Raw genomic sequence first — 25207 nt, forward strand, 5'->3', positions numbered from 1 at the left:
CACCGCCTCCCCACCTAAGGTAGGCACCCGCGGCACTACAGGCGTCCGCACTGGTGTAGCCCTTCAGAAGCGGCCGGTGAGTAGGCGGTTTATCGTTACCCATCGACCTCAAAGAGCGTTTATGTCATCAGAAAACACCGTCCTGTCGCGTGGCTCCTACAAGGAATCGCAGCGCATTTCAGAGATTCTCTCCAAGGAATCCACCGGCGGCATCATCTTGCTGGTTGCCACCGTCCTCGCCCTCATCTTTGCTAACTCAGCGGCCGCCGAGCACTACTTCGGCCTGCGCGATACCTACCTGGGCGCAGACTTCTGGGGTCTACACCTCAAGCTCTCCATCGGCCACTGGGCAGCGGACGGCCTGCTAGCGGTCTTCTTCTTCCTGGTCGGTCTGGAACTCAAAAAAGAATTCGTCGAGGGCGACCTGCGCAACCCCGGCAAGGCCCTGGTGCCCATCGTGGCAGCAGCAGGCGGCGTTGCCCTACCCGCTATCATCTACGTACTGGTCAACCTCAACAGCAGCTCCGAGGCACTGGGGGGCTGGGCTATTCCTGCGGCAACCGACATCGCTTTCGCTGTGGCCGTCCTCGCCGTCATTGGCTCCCACCTACCTAGCGCCTTGCGCACCTTCCTGCTCACCCTGGCCGTGGTCGATGACCTCATCGCTATCACCATCATCGCCCTCTTCTACACCTCTGACCTACAAATCGGCTACCTGGCGCTCTCGATTATCCCGATTGCCCTCTACGCCCTGGTAGCGCGCAAGGGTGAGAAGCTCTTCCACCTCTCCCCCGCCGCGTCCTGGTTCATCCTGCTGCCCATCGGTTTTGTGGTCTGGGTACTCTTCCTGAACTCCGGTATTCACGCCACCATCGCAGGTGTCATTTTGGCCTTCATGATTCCCGTGCGCAAGAACAAGCGCACCGAGGCAGCGGACGCCCACCACGGCCTGGCAGAGGTCATGGAGCACCGCGTGCGCCCCTTCTCCGCCGGTTTCTGCGTACCCGTCTTCGCCTTCTTCTCAGCAGGCGTCGCTATCGGTGGCTTCCAGGGCTTTGTCGATGCAGTAACCGAGCCGATTGCCTACGGCATTATTCTGGCCCTGATTTTCGGCAAGATGATCGGTATTACTGCTTCCACCTGGCTGGTTACCCGTCTGCGCCGCGCCAACCTCGACCCCGATATCGCCTGGATCGATGTTATTGGCGTAGCCACCCTGGCCGGTATCGGCTTTACCGTCTCCCTGCTGATTGCCGAGCTTTCCTTCGGCCTGGGCTCTGACTACAACGATGCAGCTAAGGTCGCGATTCTGACTGCTTCGGTTACCGCTGCTCTGCTGGGTGCCGTTATCCTGTCGATTCGCAACAAGCACTACAAGCAGATTGCGCTCAAGGAGACCGTGGACGAGAACCAGGACGGCATCCCCGACGTCTTCACCGACAACACGGACGCACCCCGCCCCGGCGCCTAGCGTCCGCCTGCCCCTCAACACACCCCCGAGGGGACCTGATTTCTTCAAAAGGACCGCATATTATGCGGTCCTTTTGAAGTTTTGCGGTCCCCTTGAGTGAGATGAGGGGCGGACGCCGGTGTGCAGTTCTGCATCTCAGATTCCGGCATTAGCTGGGCTAAAGGAGCATAATGGAACCTGAAGCAAGCGAAGACACACCTGACCTAAGGAGAGGCATGACTGAAACGCCTCACAAGGACCCGCTCTTTTCCCGCGGATCGTACGCCGAGACCAGCCGAGTCTCAGAGATTATGCGCAAGGAATCGGTGGGCGGTTTTATTCTTCTCGCCGCCACCGTGCTTGCCGTCGTCCTGGCTAACACCCAGGCAGCTCACTTCTACGAAGGCATCCGCGACACCGAACTTGGTTTCAACATTCCCGGCTTCAGCCACCTGATGATGAACGTGCACCTCTGGGCGGCTGACGGCCTGCTCACGGTCTTCTTCTTCCTCACCGGCCTAGAGCTGAAAAAAGAGTTCGTGGTAGGTGACCTGCGCGACCCGGGCAAGGCTATTGTTCCGGTAGCGGCAGCCTTCGGCGGCGCCATGACCCCGGCTATTATCTACTTCGCTATCAACCACGGCAACGAAACTGCAGTACACGGCTGGGCTATTCCCGCCGCCACCGATATCGCTTTCGCGGTGGCAGTCCTCGCCGGTGTGGGCACCTTCCTGCCCGCAGCCCTCCGTACCTTCCTGCTCACCCTGGCCGTGGTCGATGACCTGATTGCCATCGTCATTATCGCCCTCTTCTACACCAGCAACTTCCATGCCTGGTACCTCATCGCCTCTATTATTCCCATCGGGCTATATTTCTGGTTGACCCACAAACACGAAAAGCTCTTCCACAATCACAAGTGGGCCGCCTGGGTGATTCTACTCCCCCTTGGCCTACTGACCTGGGCACTCTTCCTCGAATCAGGCATTCACGCCACCATTGCCGGGGTTATCTTGGGCTTCTGCGTCCCTGTGCGCATGACTGCCCAGGCCCAGCAGGCTGACGCGCACGCGTCCTTGGCTGAGACCCTAGAGCACCGCCTGCGCCCGCTCTCCACAGGCTTCTGCGTACCCGTCTTTGCCTTCTTCTCGGCAGGTGTAGCCGTAGGTGGCTGGGAGGGCCTGCGCACCGCCCTCACTGACTCAGTTGCTATCGGTATTATGGTCGGTCTGGTGCTGGGCAAGACCGTCGGCATTACCGGCACCACCTGGCTCATCACCCGCTTCCGGGGCGTCAGTCTTGACTCCGACATCACCTGGCTTGACGTGGTAGGTCTTGCCGCTACCGGCGGTATCGGCTTTACTGTCTCGATGCTGGTTGCTGAGCTTTCCTTCGCGGCCGGTTCTGCCCACACTGAGGAGGCCAAGATCGGCATCATGATCGGCTCAGTCATCGCGGCAATCCTTGGTGCCTCACTCCTGTCACTGCGCAACCAGCACTACAAGCTCATTGCCCAAAAGGAGAGTATCGACGCAAACGCCGATGGGATTCCTGACATCTTTAGTGACGACACCGCCCGCAGCAGCGGGAGCGGCCGCGCCTAGATTTACCCTCCCCTAGGGGAGGGCAGGGCGTGAACCGCGAACATCACAGTCCATCTGCTTTGCAGAAACCAAACCGAGCTGTGAGAATTACCTAGTGCTTATCGCACCCTCCCCAGGGCCGCCCTGCCCTTCACACGAAATTTGGAGCACGCATGGACTTTCTGCTCAATGCAGTGAACTGGATCAATGAATCCACCGCTGGAGCCACCGACGTCATCATCGGCATCTCAGATGCCCTCTGGACCTACCTCATCCTCTTCCTCCTCGTCGGAGCAGGCCTCGGCATCACCATCGCCACCCGCGGTGTGCAGTTCCGCCTCATCGGCGAAATGTTCCGCACCCTCAAAGACCCTGCAGGCACCGAATACAACGGCAAGAAGAGCATCTCTGCCTTCCGCGCCTTCACCGTCTCAGCGGCCTCCCGCGTCGGTGTTGGCAACATCGTTGGTGTAGCTATGGCCATCATCCTCGGTGGCCCCGGCGCTGTCTTCTGGATGTGGGTCATCGCCTCAATCGGTGCCGCCAGCGCCTTCGCAGAATCACTGCTCGGCCAGCTCTACAAGCGCAAGGGCGAAGACTCCTACATTGGTGGCCCCGCCTACTACATGTCACGCGGCCTCGGCGCCCGCTGGCTCGGCCTCATCTTCGTAGGTTTCATTGTTATCACCTATGCATTCGTGTTCGTTGCCGTTCAAACCAACGCTATTGTGGGCGCTGCAGCTGGCTCCTTCGGTATTGACGTCACGGGCACAAGCGGCATGGGCTTCCGCGTTATCATCGGCATCGTCATTGCAGCTATCGCCGGCTTCATCATCTTCGGTGGCATCCGCACTATCTCAGCAGTCACCGAAATCCTGGTACCCTTCATGGCAGTGCTCTACCTGATCCTGGGTCTCATCATTGTTGTGATGAACATCGGGTCTGTACCCGGCGTCCTGATCTCCATCTTTGAAGGTGCCTTCGGCATCAGCGAGTTCGTTACCGGCACCGGCATCGGCATGATCATTATTCACGGTATGCGCCGCGGCCTGCTCTCCAACGAAGCCGGTATGGGTACCGCCCCCAACGCCGGTGCAACCGCCTCTGTTTCCCACCCCGCTAAGCAGGGCTTTGTGCAGGCGCTGGGTGTCTACTTTGACACCATGCTGGTCTGCTCCGTTACCGCCTTCATTGTGCTGGTGGCTGGCAATGTGCCCTACGGTGACCGTGAACAGTCAGGCACCCTAACCCAGGTTGCGCTGTCAACCCACCTGGGCCCCTGGGCGATTCATTTCTTGACTCTTGCCATTACCCTTTTCGCTTTCTCATCTATTATCGGCAACTACTACTACGGTGAGTCCAACATCCGCTTTGTGACTGAGAAGCACCTGCCCATGAACATCTTCCGCGCGATTGTGATTGTGTTCGTCTTCTTCGGTGCCATTTCTTCACTGGATCTGCTCTGGAACCTAGCAGATGTGCTCAACGGCGGCATGGTTATTGTGAACCTGACCGCAGTATGTCTGCTGATGCCCCAGGTTATGAAGGTGCTGCGCAACTATGAGGCGCAGCGCAAGGCCGGGCTTGAGCCTGTTTTCCAGGCCTCAGATCTACCTGAGATTAAGAACCTGGACGCCTGGGACGGCACCGACCCCCTCACCCTGCGCGAGCACTGGGAGGCTTACGACCGTGAGCAAGCCCAGAAGCGCGCCGCACGAGGCAGGTAAGTTTCTGAGCTTTAGGTTAGTTCAGGATGCCGCTCCCCCACTCCCTGCCCTGCGGCAGGGGTGGCGCGGGGCGGCGTCCTTCTTTTAAACCCATATACTGAAACCTGTTCTTTAACCGCCACCGGGGGCGGGTCGCATATGCCCGCTTCACTGTAGAGGATGATCTTTAGCGACAATGACCAACGACTTTCGCCATAAGGGCCTGGCCGCGGGGCGCCTGGGACTAGCTTCTTCAACCGTTATTGGGGTAGCGTCAACTGCCCCCATGTATTCTCTGGCTGCCTCGATTGGGTTCATCGTGATAGCGGTGGGCTATCAGGCCCCTATCGCCCTAATTTTGGGTTTTATCCCTATGCTTTTGACGGCGCTCTCGTATAAGGAGCTGAATCAGGCAGTTCCGGATTCGGGCACGGTCTTTACCTGGGGCGCTAAGGCTTTTGGCCCTAAGACCGGCTGGATTTCTGGCTGGGGCGTGATCGTTGCGGGTGTGATTGCTATGGCTAATCAGACCCAGATCGCAGCAATTTATTTTTGGCTTTTGGTGGGGCAGGACGACCTGGCCCATAACAAGCACGTGATTGTGGCAACCGGGGTGCTGGTGATTGCTCTAACTACCTGGATTTCTTACCGCAATATTGAGGCCGGTTCGCTCACCCAGTGGCTGCTAGTGGGTATTCAGTACGTGGCTATTGTGTTGCTGGCTTTGGGGGTCTTTAACTCGCTGGCCTCGGGCACTGTGACGGGTTTTGAGTTTGAGGCCAGCTGGTTTAATCCTTTTGAGGCCAGTTTTAACGGCATGATTCAGGCTGTTCTGATTGCCATTTTTATCTACTGGGGTTGGGATACCTGCCTGGCTATTGCTGAGGAAACCAAGGATCCTCACCGTACCCCGGGGCGTGCGGCCGTCCTTTCTAGCTCCATTCTGGTGGTCACCTATGTGTTTGTGGCCGTGGTGGCCCTAATGTACGCGGGTGCTGGCTCAGGCGGGATTGGTCTGGCTAACCCCGATAATTCGGACGACGTCTTCACCCCCTTTAAGGACGCCGCCCTGGGCTCCTGGGGTTGGGTCATCATTCTGGCGGTGGCTGTATCGGCCCTGGCGACTTGCCAGACCACGATTCTGCCCTCCTCCCGCGGTATTTTTGCCATGGCTGTCTACCGGTCAATCCCGGCCAAGTTTGGCGATGTGCACCCCAAGTTCAAGACCCCTAAGACCTCTACCGTTTATATGGGTGTGTGCTCGGCTCTCTTCTACGCGGGCATGACCTACATCAGCGAGAACATGCTGGCCGATACCATCGAGGCTGCCAGCGTGGCTGTGGCCCTGTACTACGCGGTGACGTCCTTCGCCTGCATCAAGTACTACCGGGGCGATATTTTCACTAGCGCCCGCAACGTGGTGTTCCGCCTGGTTATTCCGGCAACCGGTGGTCTGATGATGACCGCGATTCTGGTTATTTCGCTCTACAACATGGCTGACCCGGAGTACGGTTACACCCAGATGCTGGGCACCAGCGGCGTCTTTGTCACGGCGGTTGCCTCCTTTGTGATTGGCTTTGGGCTGATGGCCCTGTTGATGGGCCGTGACGAGTTCAAGCCCTTCTTCCGCGGCGATACCCTGAACATGGATACCCGGGTCAAGGTGCCCGAGTCTGCTGACCTTGACGAGGTGAAATAGGGCGCCTGTGCCACCATGCCCTCTCTATCACCGGTCAAGCGTGTGACAGAGAGGGCAACACGCCCTGAAGGTCTAGAAATTTTTTACAGATAGATAAAATTTGCACCATTGAGGGGTGGTTTTGTTTCACCTTGCCAGACCCAAAACAGGGGGCAAGACCCCTCACCTGCCTGGTTTTTATCCCCTTTTATGCCTACAGAATCTCAGGTTTTGCATAGGTTAAGGTGTCATACTTGGTGTAGTAGGTCTGGAAGAGTTTGGGCTGACAGACCTGCGATTCAGAGTATGAGTGTGTTTCAAATTTATCGTCTCTGATAGCTGCCCGCAGGGGTGTGGGCAGTACCTCGAAGTGGAGGCGGGCCCCCTGGGAAGGGCTCGTCTCCGCTTCTCTTTATCCCCTTTCTTTGACTCGAAGTACAGTAGATACGAAACACCCGCCTCGGCAAGGAGAGTCAGTGGCTATTGACCCGCAGCGCACCCAGATTAAAGAGACCGCTTTTGCGTTGGCCCGCAAGTTTGGCTGGGCCCTGGAATACAACGGCGGCCTGGAGCTAGACGGTGAGTTCCTTGACGACGCCGACCTGTCGGTGGAGCGCACCGAGGACGGCGTGCAGGTGGAGTATGTGCTCAACATCAGCTATGCCGATTCCACGGCCTACGGCTATACCCTCACGCGCGAGGCGGCGAGCGCGCCGGCGTCCACCTTTGGGGTGGGCGCTTTTGGTCAGGACGCCGGCAGCCAGGCACCCGCTACCAGCAGCTTTGGCGCCGGGGCTAGTTTTGGCCTGGGGTCTTTCGCTACGGACGGCCTGCCGGGTGAGAATGCGGTGACCCTGGCTGAGAAGTATTACATCACCACGTTGGCTGAGCTGATTGAGGCTGTGGAGGCGAAGCTAACCGCCCTGGCTATCTAGGAGGCTTTCTTTTCTATCAATCGCGCGTGCCTGCCGCGCATTGCCCCTCCCAAAAGGTAAGGTTGCTTAAAATTCCTTTGATCCCAGGAAGGTTGCCATGGCTGACTTTACCTATACTGCCGCTTACCCCCACCCCGAAGATACGGTGCGCACCTGGTTTATGCGCCCCGGCGCCCTGACCCGGGCAACCCCTCACTGGGCTGGCTCGGTGGTTGAAGAGGGCGCCCCCCAGGAGCCGGGAAGTACCGCTCACACCCGGGTGGCTCTGCCGCTGACCTCGGGCCTGCTGACCCTGCCCTGGGTGGCCCGCCACACCCACTCGTCCGCGGATTCCTTCACCGATGAGATGGCCCGCGGTCCCCTTTCGACCTGGGAGCATACCCACGATTTCCTGCCCACCCCGGGCGATACGGTGGTGCGTGACAGCATAACCTTTACGGCACTTCCTACGCCGCCCGCACCCGCAGAAAAGGTGGGGACTGCTGCCGAGCGTCTGGCCCGGGCCGTGGCTCGGAAGCAACTTGAGAAGGTCTTTGTTGCCCGTGAGCGCCGTATCCGCGCCGATCTTGATTTCCACGAGCGCTATGAAAGTGAGCCTCTGACGGTAGTGGTTGCGGGGGCGTCCGGCATGGTGGGGCGCCAGGTGGTGGCTCTGCTGACCGGTGGTGGACATACGGTACGCACCCTGGTGCGCCGCGCCCCCGAGGCGGATCACGAGTTCCGTTGGGATCCATCTGCCGGCGAGGTCGATACTGTCGCTTTTGAGGGTGCGGACGCCGTCATCCACCTGGGCGGGGCCAGCATCAACCAGCGCTTTACCGAGGAGAATAAGCAGAAGATTCTTGCCTCCCGCGTGGAGTCCACGACCCTGCTGGCGACCACCCTGGCTGAGCTTGCAGAACAGAGGGGTGCGGACGCGGCCCCGCAGGTTTTTGTGTGTGCCTCTGCGGTAGGTTTTTACGGCCCTGACCGGGGCAACGAGGTGCTGACCGAGGATCAGGACGCCGGGAGTGGCTTCCTGGCGCGGGTATGCCAGGCGTGGGAGGCCGCCTGTGAGCCTGCCCGAGAGGCTGGACTTCGAGTAGTTAACGTGCGCACCGGCCTGGTGCAGTCTGCCCTGGGTGGCATGTTGCGCCTGCAGCTTCCGGCGTTCTTGAGCGGGACCGGTGGCTGGGTTGGTTCGGGTGAGCAGGTGCAGAGCTGGATCAGCCTGGACGACATTGCCGGTATCTACGTGCACGCTGTTCTCACTGAAAAGTTAGAAGGGCCGGTCAACGCGGTAGCTCCTACGCCGGTGACGGCTAAGACTCTGGCCAAGACGGTGGGTAGGGTGCTGCATCGCCCCGCTCTGCTCCCTGTCCCGCCCGCTGCACCTGCCCTGGTTCTGGGACGAGAGGGAGTAAAGGAATTGGCGTTGGCGAGCCAGCGGGCTAGCGCCGATAAGCTTCTGGCGAGTGGCTACGTTTTCTTTGAATCGGAACTGGAGCGGGCCCTGGCCCACGAGCTGGTCCGCTAGGGCTTTTTGGTCACTGAAATATCACTCTAAACACCGGCAAGACGGCGTGGAGCGGGCTATTCTGTTGAATGACACACATCATCATTCACCGAGCGAAAGATAAGCATGTCTTCTTCTCTCTCCCGCCGTCTTGCTGGCCTGGCCGCAAGTGGCGCAACCGTTGTTGCCCTGGTTGTTGCCCCCGTTCCAGGTGCAGGTGCAGCCGATACCACCACCCTGACCCTGCTGAACATTAACGACTTCCACGGTCGTATCTCTACCAGCATCGCTATGGGTCTGGCCAACACCATTCAGACCGAGCGCGCGGCTGCCACCGATGGCTCCCTACTGCTGTCTGCTGGCGATAACGTGGGTGCTTCACTCTACGTTTCCAGCGTGCAGAAGGACCAGCCCACCCTGGACTACCTGAACGCCCTCGGTCTTTCTGCCAGCGCCGTGGGTAACCACGAGTTCGATGCCGGTATGGACGATCTGGTTAACCGCATCATCCCCGCGTCCTCTTTCACCTACCTGGGCGCCAACGTTCTGAAGGCTGACGGCACCCCCGCCCTGGAGCCCTACTACACCACCGAGGTCAACGGCACTACCGTGGCCGTCATTGGTGCTGTCACCACCGAGACCCCGCAGCTGACCGACCCGTCGGCGCTGGCGTCCGTGCAGTTCACCGACCCCGTTGAGGCCGTGAACAAGTACGCCGCTCAGCTCTCCGACGGCGATGCAAGCAACGGCGAGGCCGACATCATCATCGCCGAGTACCACGAGGGCGTAGATACCTCAGCCCCCGAGTCAGACGCGATCATCAACCAGACCAGCGCCGCTGTAGACGCTATTTTCACCGGTCACACCCACGCCGAGTACGTCATTGATGGGGCTGTTCCCGGCCAACCCGGCAAGACCCGCCCCGTTGTGCAGACCGGCAACTACGGCGATAACCTGGGCAAGGTTGTGCTGACCCTGGATGCCGATAAGAAGGTCACCACCTACTCCTCCGAGCTGGTCAAGCGCATGAGCGCCCCCACCGCCGAGCAGCTGGCAGCTGACCCGGTACTAGCTCAGGTCAATACCATCATCACCGAGGCTAACGCCTATGCAACCGAGCAGGGCTCTGTCATTGCAGGTCAGGTCAGTGCCCCCATCACCACCGGTTTTGACTCTGCCAAGGACACCCAGGGCGGCTTTGACATGCGCAACTACGAATCCACCATGGGCCACCTGGTTGCCGACATGTACCTGGCTGCCGCTAACTCCACCGGCCGCACCCCCGCCGACATCGGCATCGTCAACCCCGGCGGCCTGCGCGATGAGCTGCCCGGTGGCCTGCGCACCTCGCTGGGCCTGGCTGTGAACCAGAACGTGCGCGTCATGGACATCGTTAACGTGACCCCCTTCGCCAACAACCTCTGGACCACCGAACTCACCGGCGCCCAGCTCAAGACCGTGCTCGAAGAGCAGTGGCAGCAGAACTCAGCCGGCGAGATGGCAACCCGCCCCTACCTGCAGCTGGGCTTGTCATCGAACGTCACCTACACCTACACCGGTTCCCCCGATGCTGAGGGCTACGCGACCCGCGGCTCCAACGTGCTCGATGTGTACGTCAACGGCAAGAAGGTTGAGGACGCCGACATCTACACCGTCGCTATCCCCAGCTTCCTGCTGGGCGGCGGCGATAACTTCGGCACCCTCTCCCAGGGCACTAACGCCAAGGACACCGCCCTGGTAGATTCCGACGCTTTCGTTGAGTACTTCAAGAACGCTGGCACCGTTGACCCCAACTTCGCCAAGCAGGCTGTGCGCGTAGCAGATTTGGCTGAGAGCTACAACGTCAACGGCACCCTGGCCTTCTCCCTGTCTGACCTGAACGTCCGTAGCTACGGTGTGCCCGCTCTGACCGAGCTGAAGGTAACCGTGGGCGGCGTTGAGGTTGGCACCGTTGCTGTAGCCGAGGACGGCACCGCGGCAGTTTCCCTGGATCTGGCAGGTAAGGGCGTCACCAACGGCACCCACGAGATTGTTCTGACCGATGCGACCGGTGTTGCTGGCACCACCGTCCGCCTCTCAGCCAACTTCACCGGTGAGATTGCTGAACCTACCCCCGTGCCCTCCGAGGAACCCACTCCCGCTCCTACTCCCAGCGAAGAGCCAACTGTCGCCCCCTCTGCTGAGCCCACCGCCGAGCCGACTGCAGATCCCAGCTCCGACAGCACCGTCGTAGCTCCCGCCCCCTCAGCTACCGCTTTTGAGTACGAGAACTGCGCCGCTGTGTGGGACGCTTTGGACCGCCCCATCAAGTCCGATGAGGCAGGCTTCCACCAGGGCCTGGATGCCGATAAGGACGGCGTAGGTTGCGAGCAGGACCCCAACTACACCAACAAGGCTGAGGAGGGCAGTGCCATCAAGACCTCTACCTCCTCAGGTAGCAGCTCATCTGGCCGCCTGGCTAACACCGGTTTCACCGCCTCGATGATTGCCGGTGCAGGTGCGCTGACCCTGCTTGCCGGTGGCGCTGCTCTGGTAGCTAACCGCCGCCGCAAGGCCTAAGAGCTAGCTTTCATAGGCTAGATACCGCGTTTGCGCTCAAAATCTAGTCTGCCCTCATAAAGGGACCAGATTACTCCGCATTGTATGTGTTGTGTACAAGGACTATCGGAGGAATCTGGTCCCTTACCCTTTGCTCTGCCCGCTACCATGGACACTATGCCCCTCGCTTACCTTTCCACCCCAGCCCTTTCCCTTACAGGCCTACTTGCCGCGGGCGTCCGCGCCGCCGAAGTAACCGGAACCCAGCTCAGCCTCTTCGGCTGGTTCTTCTACCCCCTGCTCTTTCTCGCCATGGGCCTGGCCATCTTCTGTGTGCTCACCGTGCACCGCCAGCCCCACCTGAGCGAAATCCAGAAGCTCAAGTGGCTGCTCTTCACCCTTTTTATTCCCATTGTGGGGCCCCTAGCCTACTGGCTGCGCATGCGCGCTGACCGGCGCGAGCGCGAAGAAGGCCACACAAAAGAACAATCCATCAGGGAATAAATCAACCCAGAGCCACCCCAGGGCGAACACCCCTGTCACACCCGCTCCCGATACTGGTGCAGGCGTAGAGTATGTAAGAACATATCAAGAATTTTTGATACACCCCGCACACCGCAACTAGGAGAGTCATGACCTACACCGTCAAAGCCCTGCAAAAGTTTGGCCCAGACCAGCCCTTCAAGGTCACTGAAATTGAGCGCCGTGAACCCCGCGAGGACGATGTCGTCATCACAATTGAGGCAGCCGGTATCTGCCACTCCGACATTCACACCATCCGCAATGAATGGGGCGAGGCTCACTTCCCCCTGGCTGTAGGCCACGAGATCGCTGGCACCGTTGAAGCAGTCGGGTCAGCTGTCACCCAGTTCAAGGTAGGCGACCGTGTAGGTGTTGGTTGCATGGTCAACTCCTGTGGCAAGTGCGAGCAGTGCCAGAATGACCAGGAGCAGGACTGCCTCGAAGGCAACGTTGGCACCTACAACGCCAAGGACGTCGACGGCACCATCACCCAGGGCGGCTACGCCCAGAAGGTCACCGTCAATGAGCGCTTCGTTCTGCGCATTCCCGACGCCCTGGACTTCGACGTGGCAGCGCCCCTGCTCTGCGCCGGCATCACCACCTACTCACCCCTGGCCCGCTGGAAGGTTGGCCCTGGCTCCAAGGTTGCCGTACTGGGTCTGGGTGGTCTGGGCCACATGGGCGTGCAGATTGCAGCGGCTATGGGTGCTGAAGTAACCGTGCTCTCCCGCACCCTCAAAAAGGCGGACGCTGCCGCCAAGCTGGGTGCTACCCGCACCCTGGCAACTACCGAAGAGGACTTCTTCACCAACCACCGCGGTGAGTTCGACCTGATTCTCAACACCATCTCAGCCCCCATCGACCTGGACTCCTACCTGGGTCTACTTAAGCCTCACGGCATCATGTCTGTAGTCGGCCTGCCCCCTGAAGAGCTCCGCATTCACCTGGGCAGCCTGGTTGGCGGCGGCAAGGTACTGACCGGCAACAACATCGGCGGTATCGCTGAAACCCAAGAAATGCTAGATTTCTGTGCCAAGCACGGCATTGGTGCTGTTATCGAGAAGGTCGGGGTTAACGAGGTCGATGAGGCCTACGAGCGCGTTGTCGCCGGCGACGTACAGTTCCGCGTGGTTATCGACACTGCAACCTTCGACAGCGCTGAGGTCAGCGCCTAGCCGACCACCAGCGTCCTTATTTGGATATAGCTCAAACCCCGCCCGCCAAAGTGTGTGCGGGGTCTTAGCCTACCTAGGGCCGCCGGGCAGTATTCTTAGGAGCAATACAACCTTTCATTCCCAAGGAGATTTCTATGGCCGGTGGTTTAGCGGCTCTCTTAGACGACGTAGCGGCCCTCGCCAAGCTGGCAGCCGCCAGCGCGGACGACGTGGCGGCGGCAGCTGGCCGTGCCAGCGTCAAGGCAGCCGGTGTGGTGGTGGACGACGCCGCCGTCACCCCGCAATACGTGCGCAATATCGAGCCCAAGCGCGAACTGCCCATCATCAAGAAAATTGCGATGGGCTCTCTACGCAACAAGCTGGTCTTCATTCTTCCCGCGGCCCTGCTGCTGAGCCAGTACCTGCCCTGGATGCTCACCCCCCTGCTCATGCTGGGCGGCACCTACCTCTGCTTTGAGGGCGCCGAGAAGGTCATCGAGATGTTCTCGAAGAAGGAGCACGCCGAGGAAGAAACCCCCGCGGTGGTCCAGGGTGAAGACGCCGAGAACAAGATTATCTCGGGGGCTGTGCGCACCGACTTCATTTTGAGTGCCGAAATCATGGTGATCGCCCTGAACGAGGTTGCTTCTGAGGGCTTCTGGGCCCGCGCCGCTATTCTGGCTGTGGTTGGTATCGGCATCACCATTCTGGTATACGGTGCTGTGGGTCTGCTGGTCAAGATGGACGACATCGGCCTGGCCATGGCTCAGCGTGAATCTGCCGGGGTGCAGAAGTTTGGCCTGGGCCTGGTCAAGGCTATGCCCGTGGTCATGAACGTTATTTCTGTCGTGGGTACATTCGCCATGCTCTGGGTCGGTGGCCACATTATTCTGCTGGGCCTCTACGATATGCACTGGTGGGAGGCTCCCTACCAGTTCGTGCACCACCTTGAGGAGTACGGCCACCGCCTGCCCGCCCTGGGCGGAGTAGCAGCCTGGCTGATCAACACCTTCTGCTCTATGGTGATTGGCCTAATCTGGGGCAGCATTATTGCCGCTGTGGTCCACTTCCTGCCCGGCAAGAAGCACCACTAGGCTTTGTAACTTCTCGTGGAGGGGTTCTGCAGGCTCACGCTCGCCTCATGAACCCCTCCCCTAGTTTGTACCGTGCCCTGCCCGCTTTTGACACTAAAAGTGGGCAGGGCATGGTACATAGGGGAGAAAAGGACGCCGGTGCCCAACTGCCGGGCAAATTTTTGCCACATTTACGTGGCGGGACCTATTTCAGGCACGAAAAAACCCGCTTCCCTAGCTCTCACTAGGAAAACGGGTTTTTCTTCTCTGTGCGCAAGGGGGGACTTGAACCCCCACGATCTTGCGATCACTGGCACCTGAAGCCAGCGCGTCTGCCAATTCCGCCACTTGCGCATTATTCATTTTTTATCGTTGCTGAATGAGCAACGAAGATAACTATACACACCCCATTAAGAAGATGTCCACCCAAAATTAAGTGTCCTCAACCACATACAAGCCAGAAAGGTGCCCAAAACCGGCGCGCGGGCGTCCGCTCCCTACTCTAGAACCCGTGAGATAGCAGGGCTTTACCAGGTTTTCCCGGGGAGTTTTTACGGTTATCCACTAGACTAGAAGCTTAGGCTGTGTGCATACCCTGCGCAGCGAATCAGCTCGAGCACCCGCAGAACACGGCGCGGTGCGCCCGTAGTTTTGTGTTGAAGGAGGCAAGCATGGGGTTCATCGACAGACTTGAACAGGGCCTAGAAAAGGCCGTGCGTGGCACCTTCAGCAAGGGCGGCACTTTTGAGCCCGTAGATATCGCCAACCGTCTCCGCACCGAGATGGACAACAAGGCCTTCTCCGTCTCGTCCGGGCGTACCATCGCCCCCAATAACTTCACCGCCGAATTTTCTGCCAGTGACTTTTCCCGGGCCCAGCAGTGGGGCGTTCCCCTGGCTGAAGAGCTCTGCGACGTGGTCATCCGCCACGCCCGCGACCAGGGTTACTCCCTGCGCGGGGCGGTGCGCGTGACCTTCTCACTTAACAACGAGCTTGAACCGGGCAGCTTCGATATCACCAGCGCGGTGAAGAAGATGCAGGCCCCTCAGGACGAACCCGCCCCGGCACCTGCCCACCCGGCGTCCGCCCAACAGCAGCTCCCCACGCGCATCACCCGCCCGGCAGCGCCACCGCGCACCGAGCCGGTGCCCGCCCACCAGCTGCCGCAGCCCAACCGCCCCGCCCCCACCCCCCAAGTGGTGCTCGACATCAACGGCGAGCGCGTTGTGGTGCGCGATTTGCCGGTCACCCTGGGGCGCGGATCCAACGCAGATATCACCGTTGAAGATACGGGTGTCTCACGCCGCCACCTCGATATTGTGGAGCAAGATGGCACCTATCTTGCGGTTGATTTGGGGTCCACGAACGGTTCTTACCTTGACGGTAAGCGCCTGCACGGCCGGGCTGAGCTGCGTAACGGTTCTGTGATTGAGATGGGCCGGGCCCGTATTGTTTTCCGTCTGATGGTTCGTAAGGGGTAGCTTGTGGCATCTGAAATTACCGTGACGGTTTTACGTTTTGCCTTTTTGGGCCTGCTGTGGCTGTTTATTTTTATGGTTCTTGCCGCGTCGCGCCGCGACCTGGGTGTGGGGCGTAATATCCGCACTGCGCGGGCTCAGTTTGACGAGGTGGCTGTTGATGCGCCGGTTGCTCCTGCAACTCCTGCCCACCCGGCGCCGGCGGCTGCCCCTCCGGCCCGCCCGTCCCTGCTCACCATTGTGGACGGCACCCAGGCCGGGGCTACCATGCGCCTGGGCGATAGCCCGGTGACCATTGGTCGCGCCACCGATATTGAGGTCTCCCTTCAGGACGACTACGCTTCGGGCCGTCATGCCCGTCTTTTCCCGCAGGGGTCGCGCTGGTTCCTTGAAGATATGGGGTCAACCAACGGTACTTTTGTGGGTGATACCCGCCTGACCCGTGCTACTCCGATTGAGGCTGGCCAGCCCTTCCGGGTAGGACGTACCACTATGCAGCTGAAAGCCTAGTGCATGAGTATCGCTTTCCGTTTTGCGGCCCGCTCCGACGTGGGGCGAGTACGCTCGAAGAACGATGATTCCGGCTATGCCGGCCACTACCTAGCGGTGGTTGCCGACGGCATGGGCGGGCATGTGGGCGGCGACGTTGCGTCGGCGACCACAGTGCTTGATCTGACCCCTCTTGACCGGGCCGGTTTTGAGGGTAGTGCCGGGGTGTATCTGGCTGATGAGATTGTGAATGCCAATATCATCATGAATGAGCTGGTAGCCCTGAACCCGCGTTTGGCGGGTATGGGTACCACCTGCACGGCTCTGCTGATTGATGGCGACCGCATCGAGATGGCCCATATTGGTGATTCGCGCGCCTACCGCCTGCGCGACGGGGTATTTGAGCAGGTCACCACCGACCACACCTTTGTGCAGCGCCTGCTGCAGGAGGGGCGTATTAGCCCCGAAGAGGCCGAGGCCCACCCGCACAAGAACGTAATTATGCGGGTGCTGGGCGACGTGGACGCCAGCCCCGAGCTTGAACTGCGCACCCTGGACGCCGTGGTGGGCGAAAAGTGGGTGCTGAGCTCTGACGGCTTGGACGCCGTGGTGCAGGTAGCTGAGATTGAGGCGGTCATGCGCTCCACCGGCGACCTACAGCAGGTGGTCGATATTCTGACCGACATGACCTTAGAACGCGGTGCCCCCGACAACGTAACCGTAGTGGCCCTTCAGGTCATTAGCGAGGACTCCCTCTCAGCGGCGATTACCGCCCCGCAGCCGATTATCCCGGTGCGTAAGTACGGTAAGGACGGCGAGCTGGTGGGGGTTTACCCCACCGTGGAGCAGGAGGCCGCTGAGCCTGCCTCCAGCGACAGCCAGGCAGAGGGGGCGGACGCCGGTGAGCCGGTAGACGAGGACGGCGAGCACCGCGCCCCCTGGCGCCGCCGCATGCCCCAGCACGCCAAGATGCGCAACGCCCTGCGCCACGGCAAGTGGCGCGGTGAATCCTTCACCGACGGCGTGCTCAACACGATGACCGTCAAGGCCGGGGTGGACGCCGCGTCCCCCGCCAGCGGTGAGGGGGAGGACGAGCCGACCCCGGCGTCCGTCCTGCGCCAGGAGCTTTCAGAGCGCCCCCACGACCTGGTGGGAGCTGCCGCCAATGCCACCCAGACCGGCATGATTCCGGCGGTCACGGCCCGCACCGCCCAAAATATCAGCACCCTCTCCCACCAGCAGACCACCCAGACCCTGGAGCCTGCCGAGCTGCCCGAGGAATACCGGGTTGCCCTCAGCAACGAGGTCGCTCCGTCACCGCACCGCTGGCCCATGCGGGTCTTCGTGGTGGCCCTAACCCTGGCCGTGCTGGCAGCCAGTGCCTGGAGCTTCTTCTCCTGGACCAAGACCCAGTACTACGTGGGTGTTAAGGACGACCACGTGACGGTGTTCAACGGCATTAACCAGTCCCTGGGGCCGGTCAGCCTGAACAGCGTGGTGGATGAGACCGATATTGAGGTCAGCTCCCTGCCGGAGTTCTCCCAGTCGCTCCTGCACAGCACCATCACCGCCACCAGCCAGGACGAGGCTGAGCAGATTGTGCAGAACCTGCGCGACCAGCTACCGGCTACGGTCACGCCGGGAACCGTCACCACGGCGGAGCCTACCCCGAGTGCCTCTGCCAGTGCCTCGGGTGAGCCGAGCCCGGCGTCCGAAACCAGCCCAACACCCGATACCAGCACAACCACCCAGGGAGGTAACTAGTGAGCGCTTCATCTGCCGCATCTGCGGTTGAGCTGCCCCGCTCCCGCCGACTGACCGAACTGGTTCTCACCGTGCTTGCGGTGTTGCTCTGCCCTGCCGCCATGTACCTGGTAGACCCCGAAGCGGCCCTGGAAAACCGCATGTGGGTACAGGCTCTTACCGTTCAGGGTGTGGGTGCCCTGGTACTACATGCCGTTATGTATATGCGGGCCCGCTACGCCGACCCCTTTATCCTGCCGATTGCGGTGGCTCTCAACGGGCTGGGTCTAGCCATGATCTACCGTATCGACCTGACCACCACCGCTAACGCGGGGGCGGCCCAGCTCATGTGGACCGGCGTAGCCATGATTGCTTCAGCCGTGGTGCTCTTCTTCCTGCGCGACCACCGGGTACTGCGGAAGGTCACTTATATCTCTCTGGCTGCCTCAATTGTGCTGCTCCTGCTGCCGCTGCTACCGGTCATCGGTACCGAAATCAACGGTGCCCGCATCTGGATTTCACTCGGCGGCCGCACCTTCCAGCCCGGTGAAGTTGCCAAGATTACCCTGGCTATCTTCTTCGCCGGTTATCTCTCAACCCACCGCGACCTGATCATGCTGGCCGGTAAGCGCATCGGCCCGGTACGCCTGCCCCGCTTCAAAGACCTGGCTCCCATGTTTATCGCCTGGTTTGTCTCGCTAGCGGTGCTGGTTTTCCAGCGCGATTTGGGCTCGGCTATCCTCTTCTTCGGTATCTTCCTGGCCATGCTCTTCCTGGCGACCGGAAGCCTCACCTGGGTTGCCCTGGGCCTGCTCTTTGTAGCCGCCGGCGGCGTCCTAGCCTACAACTACATCTCCCACGTCTACTACCGCATCAACTCCTGGGTGCACGCTTTTGACCCCGAAATCTACAACCAGCCCCTGGGTGGCTCGGGTCAGATCGTGCAGGGCCTCTTCGGCTTGGCCTCTGGCGGCCTGTTCGGACGCGGCTGGGGCAACGGACGACCCGACCTCGTCTCGTATTCCAATTCAGACATGATTATCACCGCCCTCGGTGAAGAGCTGGGCCTGCTGGGTCTGGGAGCGATTCTTATGCTCTTCCTGCTGCTGGTCTCCCGCGGTTTCCGTGCGGCCCTGGGCACCCGTGATGCCTTCGGCAAGCTCCTAGCCGCCGGTTTCTCAGCCCTCATCGTGATTCAGCTCTTCGTGGTCATTGGCGGCGTCACCCGCCTAATTCCCCTGACGGGCCTCACCACCCCCTTCATGTCCGCCGGTGGCTCCTCCCTACTCTCAAACTGGGTCATCGTAGCCATCCTGCTCGCTATCTCCCACACCGCCCGCGCCCCGCACGTGGTAGAAGAGTTCGACGAGGCAGACAGCATCGACTACGAAGGCTACGAGCCCGAGGGCGCCACGTCCGTCATCTCTAGAATTACCGAAACCAACCGTTCAGGAGGTGCTCGCGGTGAATAAAGCTATCCGCCGGGCATGGATCGCTGCGGCCTGCGTCTTCGTGATGCTGCTGGGCACCCTGACCTATATCCAATTCTTCGACGCTAAAAACCTGCAGGCCAACGCCTGGAACTCCCGCACCCTCTACGAAAGCTACGGCTCCCAGCGCGGGTCCATTGTGGTTGACGGGGTAGAAATTGCCTCGTCCGTAGAATCAAACGACGGCTACGCCTTCCAGCGCACCTACTCCCAGCCCGAGCTCTACGCGGGGCTCACCGGATACTTTTCATCCATCTACGGGGCAACCGGCCTGGAATCTGCCATGAACGACCAGCTGTCGGGCAACTCCGACGCCCAGTTCTACGACCGCCTGGCCCAGATGTTCACCGGCAACACCGCCCAGGGGGCCAGCGTTGAGCTGACCATCGACAGCGAGCTCCAGCAGCTGGCCTACAACCTGCTGGACGGCTACAAGGGCTCTATCGTTGCCCTCGACCCCAAGACCGGCGAAATCCTGGCTATGGTGTCCACCCCCTCCTACGACCCCAACACCCTCTCGTCCCACAACGCCGAATCGGTGCTGGCCCAGTACGCGGCCCTCAATGAGGACGCCAACCACCCGCTCTACAACCGCGCTATCGCGGGCGACACCTACGCACCCGGCTCACCCTTCAAAATTATTGACGCCGTAGCCGCCCTCGAATCGGGTAAATACAATGCGGACTCGGTGATTCCCAACCCTCAGAACCTGACCCTGCCGAACACCACCGTCACCCTGCCCAACTACACCGGCGGCCAGTGCTCAACCCGCACGTCCGCCACCATCGAGTGGGCCCTGGCGCAGTCCTGCAACACCCCCTTTGCCCAGATTGCCATGGACCTGGGCGAAGAAACCATCGCCCAGACCGCCAGCAACTTTGGCTACGGGCAAGACCTCCAAATCCCTCTAGCTGTGTCACAGTCAGTCTTCCCGACCAACATGGAAGACAGCCAGCTAGCACAGGCGTCTATTGGTCAGTACGATGTGAAGACCACCCCTTTGCAGGTTGCTATGATGAGCGCAGCTATCGCGAACGACGGTGTGCAGATGAAACCCAACCTGATCAGGTCGGTTAAGTCCCACAACCTCAGCTCGCTGTATGAGTTCTCAGCTGAGGAGCTACGACGCTCCACCTCAGCCGATATCGCCAACCAGGTAACCGATTGGATGGTAAACGGCGTGAGCAACGGTATCGCCTCGGGCGCCGCGGTCAGCGGGGTCCAGGTGGCCGGTAAAACCGGTACCGCTGAAATTGGGGACACGGGGTTGAATAACTCCTGGTTCACCGGTTTCGCTCCGGCTGACGACCCGCAGGTAGCTATCGCGGTAGTCTATGAAGGTGTAGACGTCACAACAGGGGCGCAGCTTGCTGCTCCCGCAGGTAAACAACTTTTTGAGGCGGTGTTGAACAAGTGAGGCCTTCGGTAGATGTGACTCTTGGTGGTCGCTACACCCTGACCGAGCGTATCGCGATTGGCGGTATGGGCGAGGTCTGGAAGGCGCGCGATAAGGTCTTGGGCCGTACCGTCGCCGTAAAGATTCTGAAAGAGGAATATACGGGCGACCCCGGCTTCCTGGAGCGTTTCCGCGCCGAGGCCCGCCACACCGCCCTGCTCAACCACCCCGGCGTCGCCAACGTCTTTGACTACGGTGAAGAGGACGGCTCTGCCTACCTGGTCATGGAGCTCGTGCCCGGGGAGCCGCTGTCTAACATCATTGAGCGCGACAAGCAGCTACCTGCGGACCGCATCCTCAACATCATGGCGCAGACCGCCCGCGCCCTGGCAGCCGCCCACGCCCAGGGTCTCGTGCACCGCGACGTGAAGCCCGGCAACCTGATTATCACTCCGGACGAGCGGGTAAAGGTCACCGACTTCGGTATCGCCCGCCTGGCCGACCAGGTCCCCCTCACCGCCACCGGTCAGGTGATGGGTACCGCCCAGTACCTGGCACCTGAGCAGGCAACCGGCCAGCAGGCCACCCCCTCCTCAGACATGTATTCCCTGGGCATCATCGGCTACGAGTGCCTAGCGGGTAAGCGCCCCTTCACCGGCGAATCGCAGATCGCCATCGCTCTGGCGCAGGTCAATGACCCGCCGCCGGCCCTACCCAAGGACGTCCCCGCCCCGGCAGCAGCGCTCATCATGTGCCTGCTCTCCAAGGACCCGGCGGACCGACCCGAGACCGCTACCGCGCTGGCGTCCGCTATCGACGCCATCCGCCGCCGCGACATCCCGGCCGCCATCAAGGCTGTACCGCCCCTGGGCAAGTTCCTGCCGCAGGGGGCAGATACCCAGGCCACCCAGGTCATGACGGCCCCCACCGCCGTGGCTCCCGCAGCAGCCCGGTTTGGTTCAGGAGCCCACTACGAACCCGAGCCCACCACCGCCCGTGTACCCAGCGCCCCGGTCGCTGCCGCCTACCCGGCAGCCGAGCCCCCGGCAAAGAAGAAGAGCCCCTGGGGCTGGGTGTCCCTGGTGCTTGCTCTGCTCCTCATTGCCGCCGTCGTCTGGTTTGTACTAGCTGGTAGCAACCGCTCCAGCACTACCGGCGATACAACCCCCACAGCGTCAGGCACCGTCTCAACCGTCAGCGTCTCACCCACCACCGAAGAAGCCAGCGCGGCCGAGACCCCCACCCGCATTGAAATTGACTCAGCCTCCTTCGAGGGCCGCCCCCTCGATGATGTCGTCAACGAACTCACCGCTATGGGCTTCTCAACGCGTACCACCGGCGTCACCTCCGACTCCGCGGTAGACACCGTGCTCTCCGTTTCACCTACCGGTAGCGTAGAAGTGGGCAAAACCATTACCGTGCAGTACTCCACCGGCCCCAAATCAGTGACCCTACCCAGTAATCTGGAGGGTACAGACTCTGAAGAGGCCATCAACGCGATTACCGCCCTGGGCGTGAACGTGCAGATTCACTTTGAAGAAAGCAGCAGTGCCCGCGAAGGCACCGTGCTCCGCACCAGCCCCACCTCGGGGTCCCGCGTTGAGGTAGGGAGTAGCGTAGACGTCTACGTGGCCAAGGCTCCCGCAGCCAGTGCATCGGCATCCGCATCGTCGAGCGCCTCAGCATCACAGTCAACCACCGGCTCTGAATCAGCCTCACCGAGTGCTGATTCAACCGGCAACTAAACTCCACCGGAAATGATGGGTGAATACATGGACCAGCAGGTTCCTGAAACTATCGATCAGCGCTACGAGGTCGGGGCCGTTATCGGCTCCGGCGCCATGGCGACCGTCTACGAGGCGGTTGATACACGCCTGGGGCGCAAGGTTGCGCTCAAGGTTCTGCGGACTGAGCATGCTCAGGACGTCATCTTCCGCGCCCGTTTTCAGCGCGAGGCAGAGGCCGTTGCGGCCCTCAACCACCGCTCTATCGTGGGTGTCTACGACACCGGCTCCTTCGATATTCAGGTAGGTAGCTCCGAGGTCTCTGTGCCCTTCATGGTCATGGAGCTGGTTCAAGGCACCACCCTGCGCGACGCCATGTCTCGCGGCGAGGTCGACCAGGCCCAGGCCCTAGCCTACGGTGTGCAGATTCTTGAGGCTCTCGATTACAGCCACAGCGCAGGTATCGTGCACCGCGATATCAAGCCCGCCAACGTCATGATTCTGCCCCAGACAGCAGAGGACCGTGAGCTGGACGAGCCCGGTCAGATTAAGGTCATGGACTTCGGCATTGCCCGCGCCGCCGAAGAAGCTGGTGACGCCCTGACCAAGGCCAACACGGTCATGGGCACTGCCCGCTACATCTCCCCCGAGCAGGCCCGCGGCGAGACCGTCGAGGCCCGTAGCGATGTCTACTCGGCTGCCTGCGTGGTGTACGAGATGCTGGCTGGGCGTTCACCGTTTGACGCCCCCACCAACGTGGAACTGGCCGGTAAGCACCTGAGCGAGACGCCTCAGCCGCCCAGCGCTTTCGCCTCAGAAGAGGTCTCCCCTGCTCTCGATGCCGCTGTGCTCAAGGGCCTGGCCAAGAACCCTGCCAGCCGTTACCAGAGCGCCGGCGAATTCGCGTCCGCCCTCAAAGATGCCCAAAGCAGCATACTTACCGGTAGCGACCAGGACCCCACCGAAGCAACCACCGCTTTCGGTGCGGCTACCCTGGGCGCAGGCGCCGCAGCAGGCGCTGTCGCCGCCACTCCTCGCGAAACCGAAGAAGCCGGCATTGGCAGCTTCTTCGACAACGCCCAGTCTGAATACACCGACGAAGAACTCTACGGTTACGGCTACGGTCAGGACCCTGCTAAGGCCCGCAAAAAGCGCCGCCGCAGCGCCTGGAGCAAGGCTCTCACCACTATGCTCATCCTCCTGCTGGCAGCTTTCGGTGTAGGCTCTGTGCTCTACTACCAGGCCAAGCTCAACGAGGTTCCCGTGCACGTGGTTCCTGCGGTTCAGGGGCTCACCAAGGAAGAGGCTGAAACCCAGCTGCGTAACCTGAACTTCGCGCTCAAGTTCGAAGAAGAGCACTCCGACACCATCCCCAAGGGTTCAGTTATCAAGACCTCCCCCGTGACCGGCCTCGAAGCTGAAGAGGGCAGTGAGATTGTTGTGACTGTATCGTCCGGCCCGGCTGTACTGACCGTACCTGCCAACCTTGAGGGCCAGAGTGAACAGTACGTGCGTGAGACTCTCACGAACGCTGGCTTCGTGCCCGGCCGCACCACCACCGTCAATAGCCCCACCATCCCCGTGGGCATGGTTGTTGGTGTAACCCCCGGCTCCGGCGAACAGGCCGATGCCGGTGCGACCATCGATATCATTCTCTCCAACGGTAAGGTTGAGGTCCCCAGCCTGGTCGGCCTGAGCCGCGATGCCGCTATCGCAGCACTGACCGCATCAGATACCCTGCTGAGCACCAATATCGAAACCGTCACCACCACCGCCCAGCCCGCTGGCACCGTTATCTCGCAGAGTGCCACTGCCGGAACCCTGATTGAGCAGGGTTCAACCGTGACTATTCGCGTGGCGGTTGCCCCTGTAGCGACCAGCGCCCCCAGTGCGGCAGCTACTACCGCACCGAGTGCAGCGGCTACGGCCCAGGCCACCCAGCCTGCCGCTACGGCCACTGCCCAGGCAACCCCGAGCGCAGCAGCGAGCGCAAGCGGTAACAACAACGACTAGGTCGTGCTCAACCTATAAGAAAGCCGCCCTCCCCATGTGTGGGGAGGGCGGCTTTCTTATAGGGGTTTTTGGGCTATCAAGCTGGTGTTAGGCTGCTGGTTCAATGAGGGGAGAGAGGGTCGCACCCAGGGCTGCAGCCCCTTCTAGGCCTACTTCTTCGAGCCAGTTACCGAGCATGAGGTAGCCACCTTCTGTAAGTACCGATTCGGGGTGGAACTGTACACCGTGCAGGGGGGCGGTAACGTGGCGCAGACCCATGATGATGCCGTTATCGGTGCTAGAGGTAACCTCTAGCTCAGCGGGGAGGGTGGCAGGTTCAACGGCGAGGGAGTGGTAGCGGGTGGCGGTGAAGGGGCTGGGCAGGCCCTTGAAGACTGACTGGCCGGTGTGCACCAGCTGGGATGTCTTACCGTGCATGAGCTCGGGGGCGTGGCCCACAACTCCGCCGAAGGCTTCGGCGAGGGCCTGGTGGCCCAGGCAGACGCCGAGCAGGGGCTTATGAGCGGTCTTGGCCCATTTGATTACGTCGATGATGACGCCCGCTTCGGCAGGGTTGCCGGGGCCGGGCGAGACAAGCACGCCGTCGTGCTCCTGGGCCAGGGCTATGGTCTCGTCAAGACTCAGTTCGTCGTTACGAATAACGGTGGTTTCAGCGCCGAGCTGCTGGATGTAACCGACCAGGGTAAAGACGAAGCTGTCGTAGTTATCGATAACGAGGATTTTGGTCATGGCACCTGCCCTTT

18 protein-coding genes and 1 tRNA gene are annotated in these 25207 nt (G+C 60.8%); 17 read left to right on the forward strand and 2 right to left on the reverse strand.

Annotated features, from left to right (window positions below):
* Positions 1–121 precede the first annotated feature (121 nt).
* The 10 genes from nhaA (VSX42_RS06005) to VSX42_RS06050 all read left to right on the forward strand — a co-directional run bounded on the left by nhaA (VSX42_RS06005) (position 122) and on the right by VSX42_RS06050 (position 14152).
* On the forward strand, positions 122–1471 hold the full coding sequence (nhaA, locus tag VSX42_RS06005) for a Na+/H+ antiporter NhaA (RefSeq protein WP_326503424.1): 1350 nt from the start codon (positions 122–124) through the stop codon (positions 1469–1471).
* 215 nt (positions 1472–1686) lie between these two features.
* Positions 1687–3051, forward strand: a complete 1365-nt coding sequence (gene nhaA / locus VSX42_RS06010) for a Na+/H+ antiporter NhaA (protein WP_326503425.1) — start codon at positions 1687–1689, stop codon at positions 3049–3051.
* Between the two features lie 152 nt (positions 3052–3203).
* A complete protein-coding gene (locus tag VSX42_RS06015) occupies positions 3204–4757 on the forward strand; it encodes an alanine/glycine:cation symporter family protein (RefSeq protein WP_326503426.1) in 1554 nt (517 codons plus the stop codon).
* A gap of 175 nt (positions 4758–4932) precedes the next feature.
* Positions 4933–6435 carry an APC family permease gene (locus VSX42_RS06020; RefSeq protein WP_326503427.1) on the forward strand — a complete coding sequence of 501 codons (1503 nt, stop codon included), beginning with the start codon at positions 4933–4935 and terminating at the stop codon, positions 6433–6435.
* A gap of 455 nt (positions 6436–6890) precedes the next feature.
* A complete protein-coding gene (locus tag VSX42_RS06025) occupies positions 6891–7349 on the forward strand; it encodes a hypothetical protein (protein ID WP_326503428.1) in 459 nt (152 codons plus the stop codon).
* A 97-nt stretch (positions 7350–7446) separates the two neighbouring features.
* On the forward strand, positions 7447–8865 hold the full coding sequence (locus VSX42_RS06030) for a TIGR01777 family oxidoreductase (protein WP_326503429.1): 1419 nt from the start codon (positions 7447–7449) through the stop codon (positions 8863–8865).
* 105 nt (positions 8866–8970) lie between these two features.
* The gene (locus tag VSX42_RS06035; protein WP_326503430.1) at positions 8971–11403 is read left to right on the forward strand and encodes a 5'-nucleotidase C-terminal domain-containing protein; all 2433 of its coding nucleotides are present in this window, start codon (positions 8971–8973) and stop codon (positions 11401–11403) included.
* A gap of 156 nt (positions 11404–11559) precedes the next feature.
* The gene (locus VSX42_RS06040; protein ID WP_326503431.1) at positions 11560–11886 is read left to right on the forward strand and encodes a PLD nuclease N-terminal domain-containing protein; all 327 of its coding nucleotides are present in this window, start codon (positions 11560–11562) and stop codon (positions 11884–11886) included.
* A 128-nt stretch (positions 11887–12014) separates the two neighbouring features.
* The gene (locus tag VSX42_RS06045; protein ID WP_326503432.1) at positions 12015–13079 is read left to right on the forward strand and encodes an NAD(P)-dependent alcohol dehydrogenase; all 1065 of its coding nucleotides are present in this window, start codon (positions 12015–12017) and stop codon (positions 13077–13079) included.
* A 134-nt stretch (positions 13080–13213) separates the two neighbouring features.
* Positions 13214–14152: a DUF808 domain-containing protein gene (locus VSX42_RS06050; protein WP_326503433.1), complete on the forward strand. Its 939-nt coding sequence runs from the start codon at positions 13214–13216 to the stop codon at positions 14150–14152.
* 249 nt (positions 14153–14401) lie between these two features.
* On the opposite strand, the gene VSX42_RS06055 is transcribed toward VSX42_RS06050, so the two are convergent.
* Positions 14402–14485 (reverse strand) — tRNA-Leu (locus tag VSX42_RS06055).
* 317 nt (positions 14486–14802) lie between these two features.
* Between VSX42_RS06055 and VSX42_RS06060 the strand changes: the two genes are divergently transcribed.
* The 7 genes from VSX42_RS06060 to pknB are packed head-to-tail and all read left to right on the forward strand — an operon-like array spanning position 14803 to position 24464.
* Positions 14803–15612 carry a DUF3662 and FHA domain-containing protein gene (locus tag VSX42_RS06060; protein ID WP_326503434.1) on the forward strand — a complete coding sequence of 270 codons (810 nt, stop codon included), beginning with the start codon at positions 14803–14805 and terminating at the stop codon, positions 15610–15612.
* A 3-nt stretch (positions 15613–15615) separates the two neighbouring features.
* The gene (locus tag VSX42_RS06065) at positions 15616–16119 is read left to right on the forward strand and encodes an FHA domain-containing protein FhaB/FipA (protein WP_237237452.1); all 504 of its coding nucleotides are present in this window, start codon (positions 15616–15618) and stop codon (positions 16117–16119) included.
* Positions 16120–16122: 3 nt separating this feature from the next.
* Positions 16123–17862 carry a PP2C family protein-serine/threonine phosphatase gene (locus VSX42_RS06070; protein WP_326503435.1) on the forward strand — a complete coding sequence of 580 codons (1740 nt, stop codon included), beginning with the start codon at positions 16123–16125 and terminating at the stop codon, positions 17860–17862.
* A complete protein-coding gene (locus VSX42_RS06075) occupies positions 17862–19313 on the forward strand; it encodes an FtsW/RodA/SpoVE family cell cycle protein (protein ID WP_326503436.1) in 1452 nt (483 codons plus the stop codon). The genes VSX42_RS06070 and VSX42_RS06075 overlap by 1 nt, the downstream gene beginning before the upstream one ends.
* Positions 19306–20748 carry a penicillin-binding protein 2 gene (locus VSX42_RS06080; protein ID WP_326503437.1) on the forward strand — a complete coding sequence of 481 codons (1443 nt, stop codon included), beginning with the start codon at positions 19306–19308 and terminating at the stop codon, positions 20746–20748. The genes VSX42_RS06075 and VSX42_RS06080 overlap by 8 nt, the downstream gene beginning before the upstream one ends.
* On the forward strand, positions 20745–22472 hold the full coding sequence (locus tag VSX42_RS06085) for a protein kinase domain-containing protein (protein ID WP_326503438.1): 1728 nt from the start codon (positions 20745–20747) through the stop codon (positions 22470–22472). The genes VSX42_RS06080 and VSX42_RS06085 overlap by 4 nt, the downstream gene beginning before the upstream one ends.
* 27 nt (positions 22473–22499) lie before the next feature.
* A complete protein-coding gene (gene pknB, locus VSX42_RS06090) occupies positions 22500–24464 on the forward strand; it encodes a Stk1 family PASTA domain-containing Ser/Thr kinase (RefSeq protein WP_326503439.1) in 1965 nt (654 codons plus the stop codon).
* Between the two features lie 87 nt (positions 24465–24551).
* Here the strand turns inward: pknB and VSX42_RS06095 are convergent, their stop codons facing one another.
* Positions 24552–25193, reverse strand: coding sequence for an aminodeoxychorismate/anthranilate synthase component II (locus VSX42_RS06095; RefSeq protein WP_326503440.1), 642 nt, complete (start codon positions 25191–25193; stop codon positions 24552–24554).
* Positions 25194–25207 lie beyond the last annotated feature (14 nt).

The organism is Rothia nasimurium, assembly GCF_035916755.1.
Lineage (GTDB): Bacteria > Actinomycetota > Actinomycetes > Actinomycetales > Micrococcaceae > Rothia.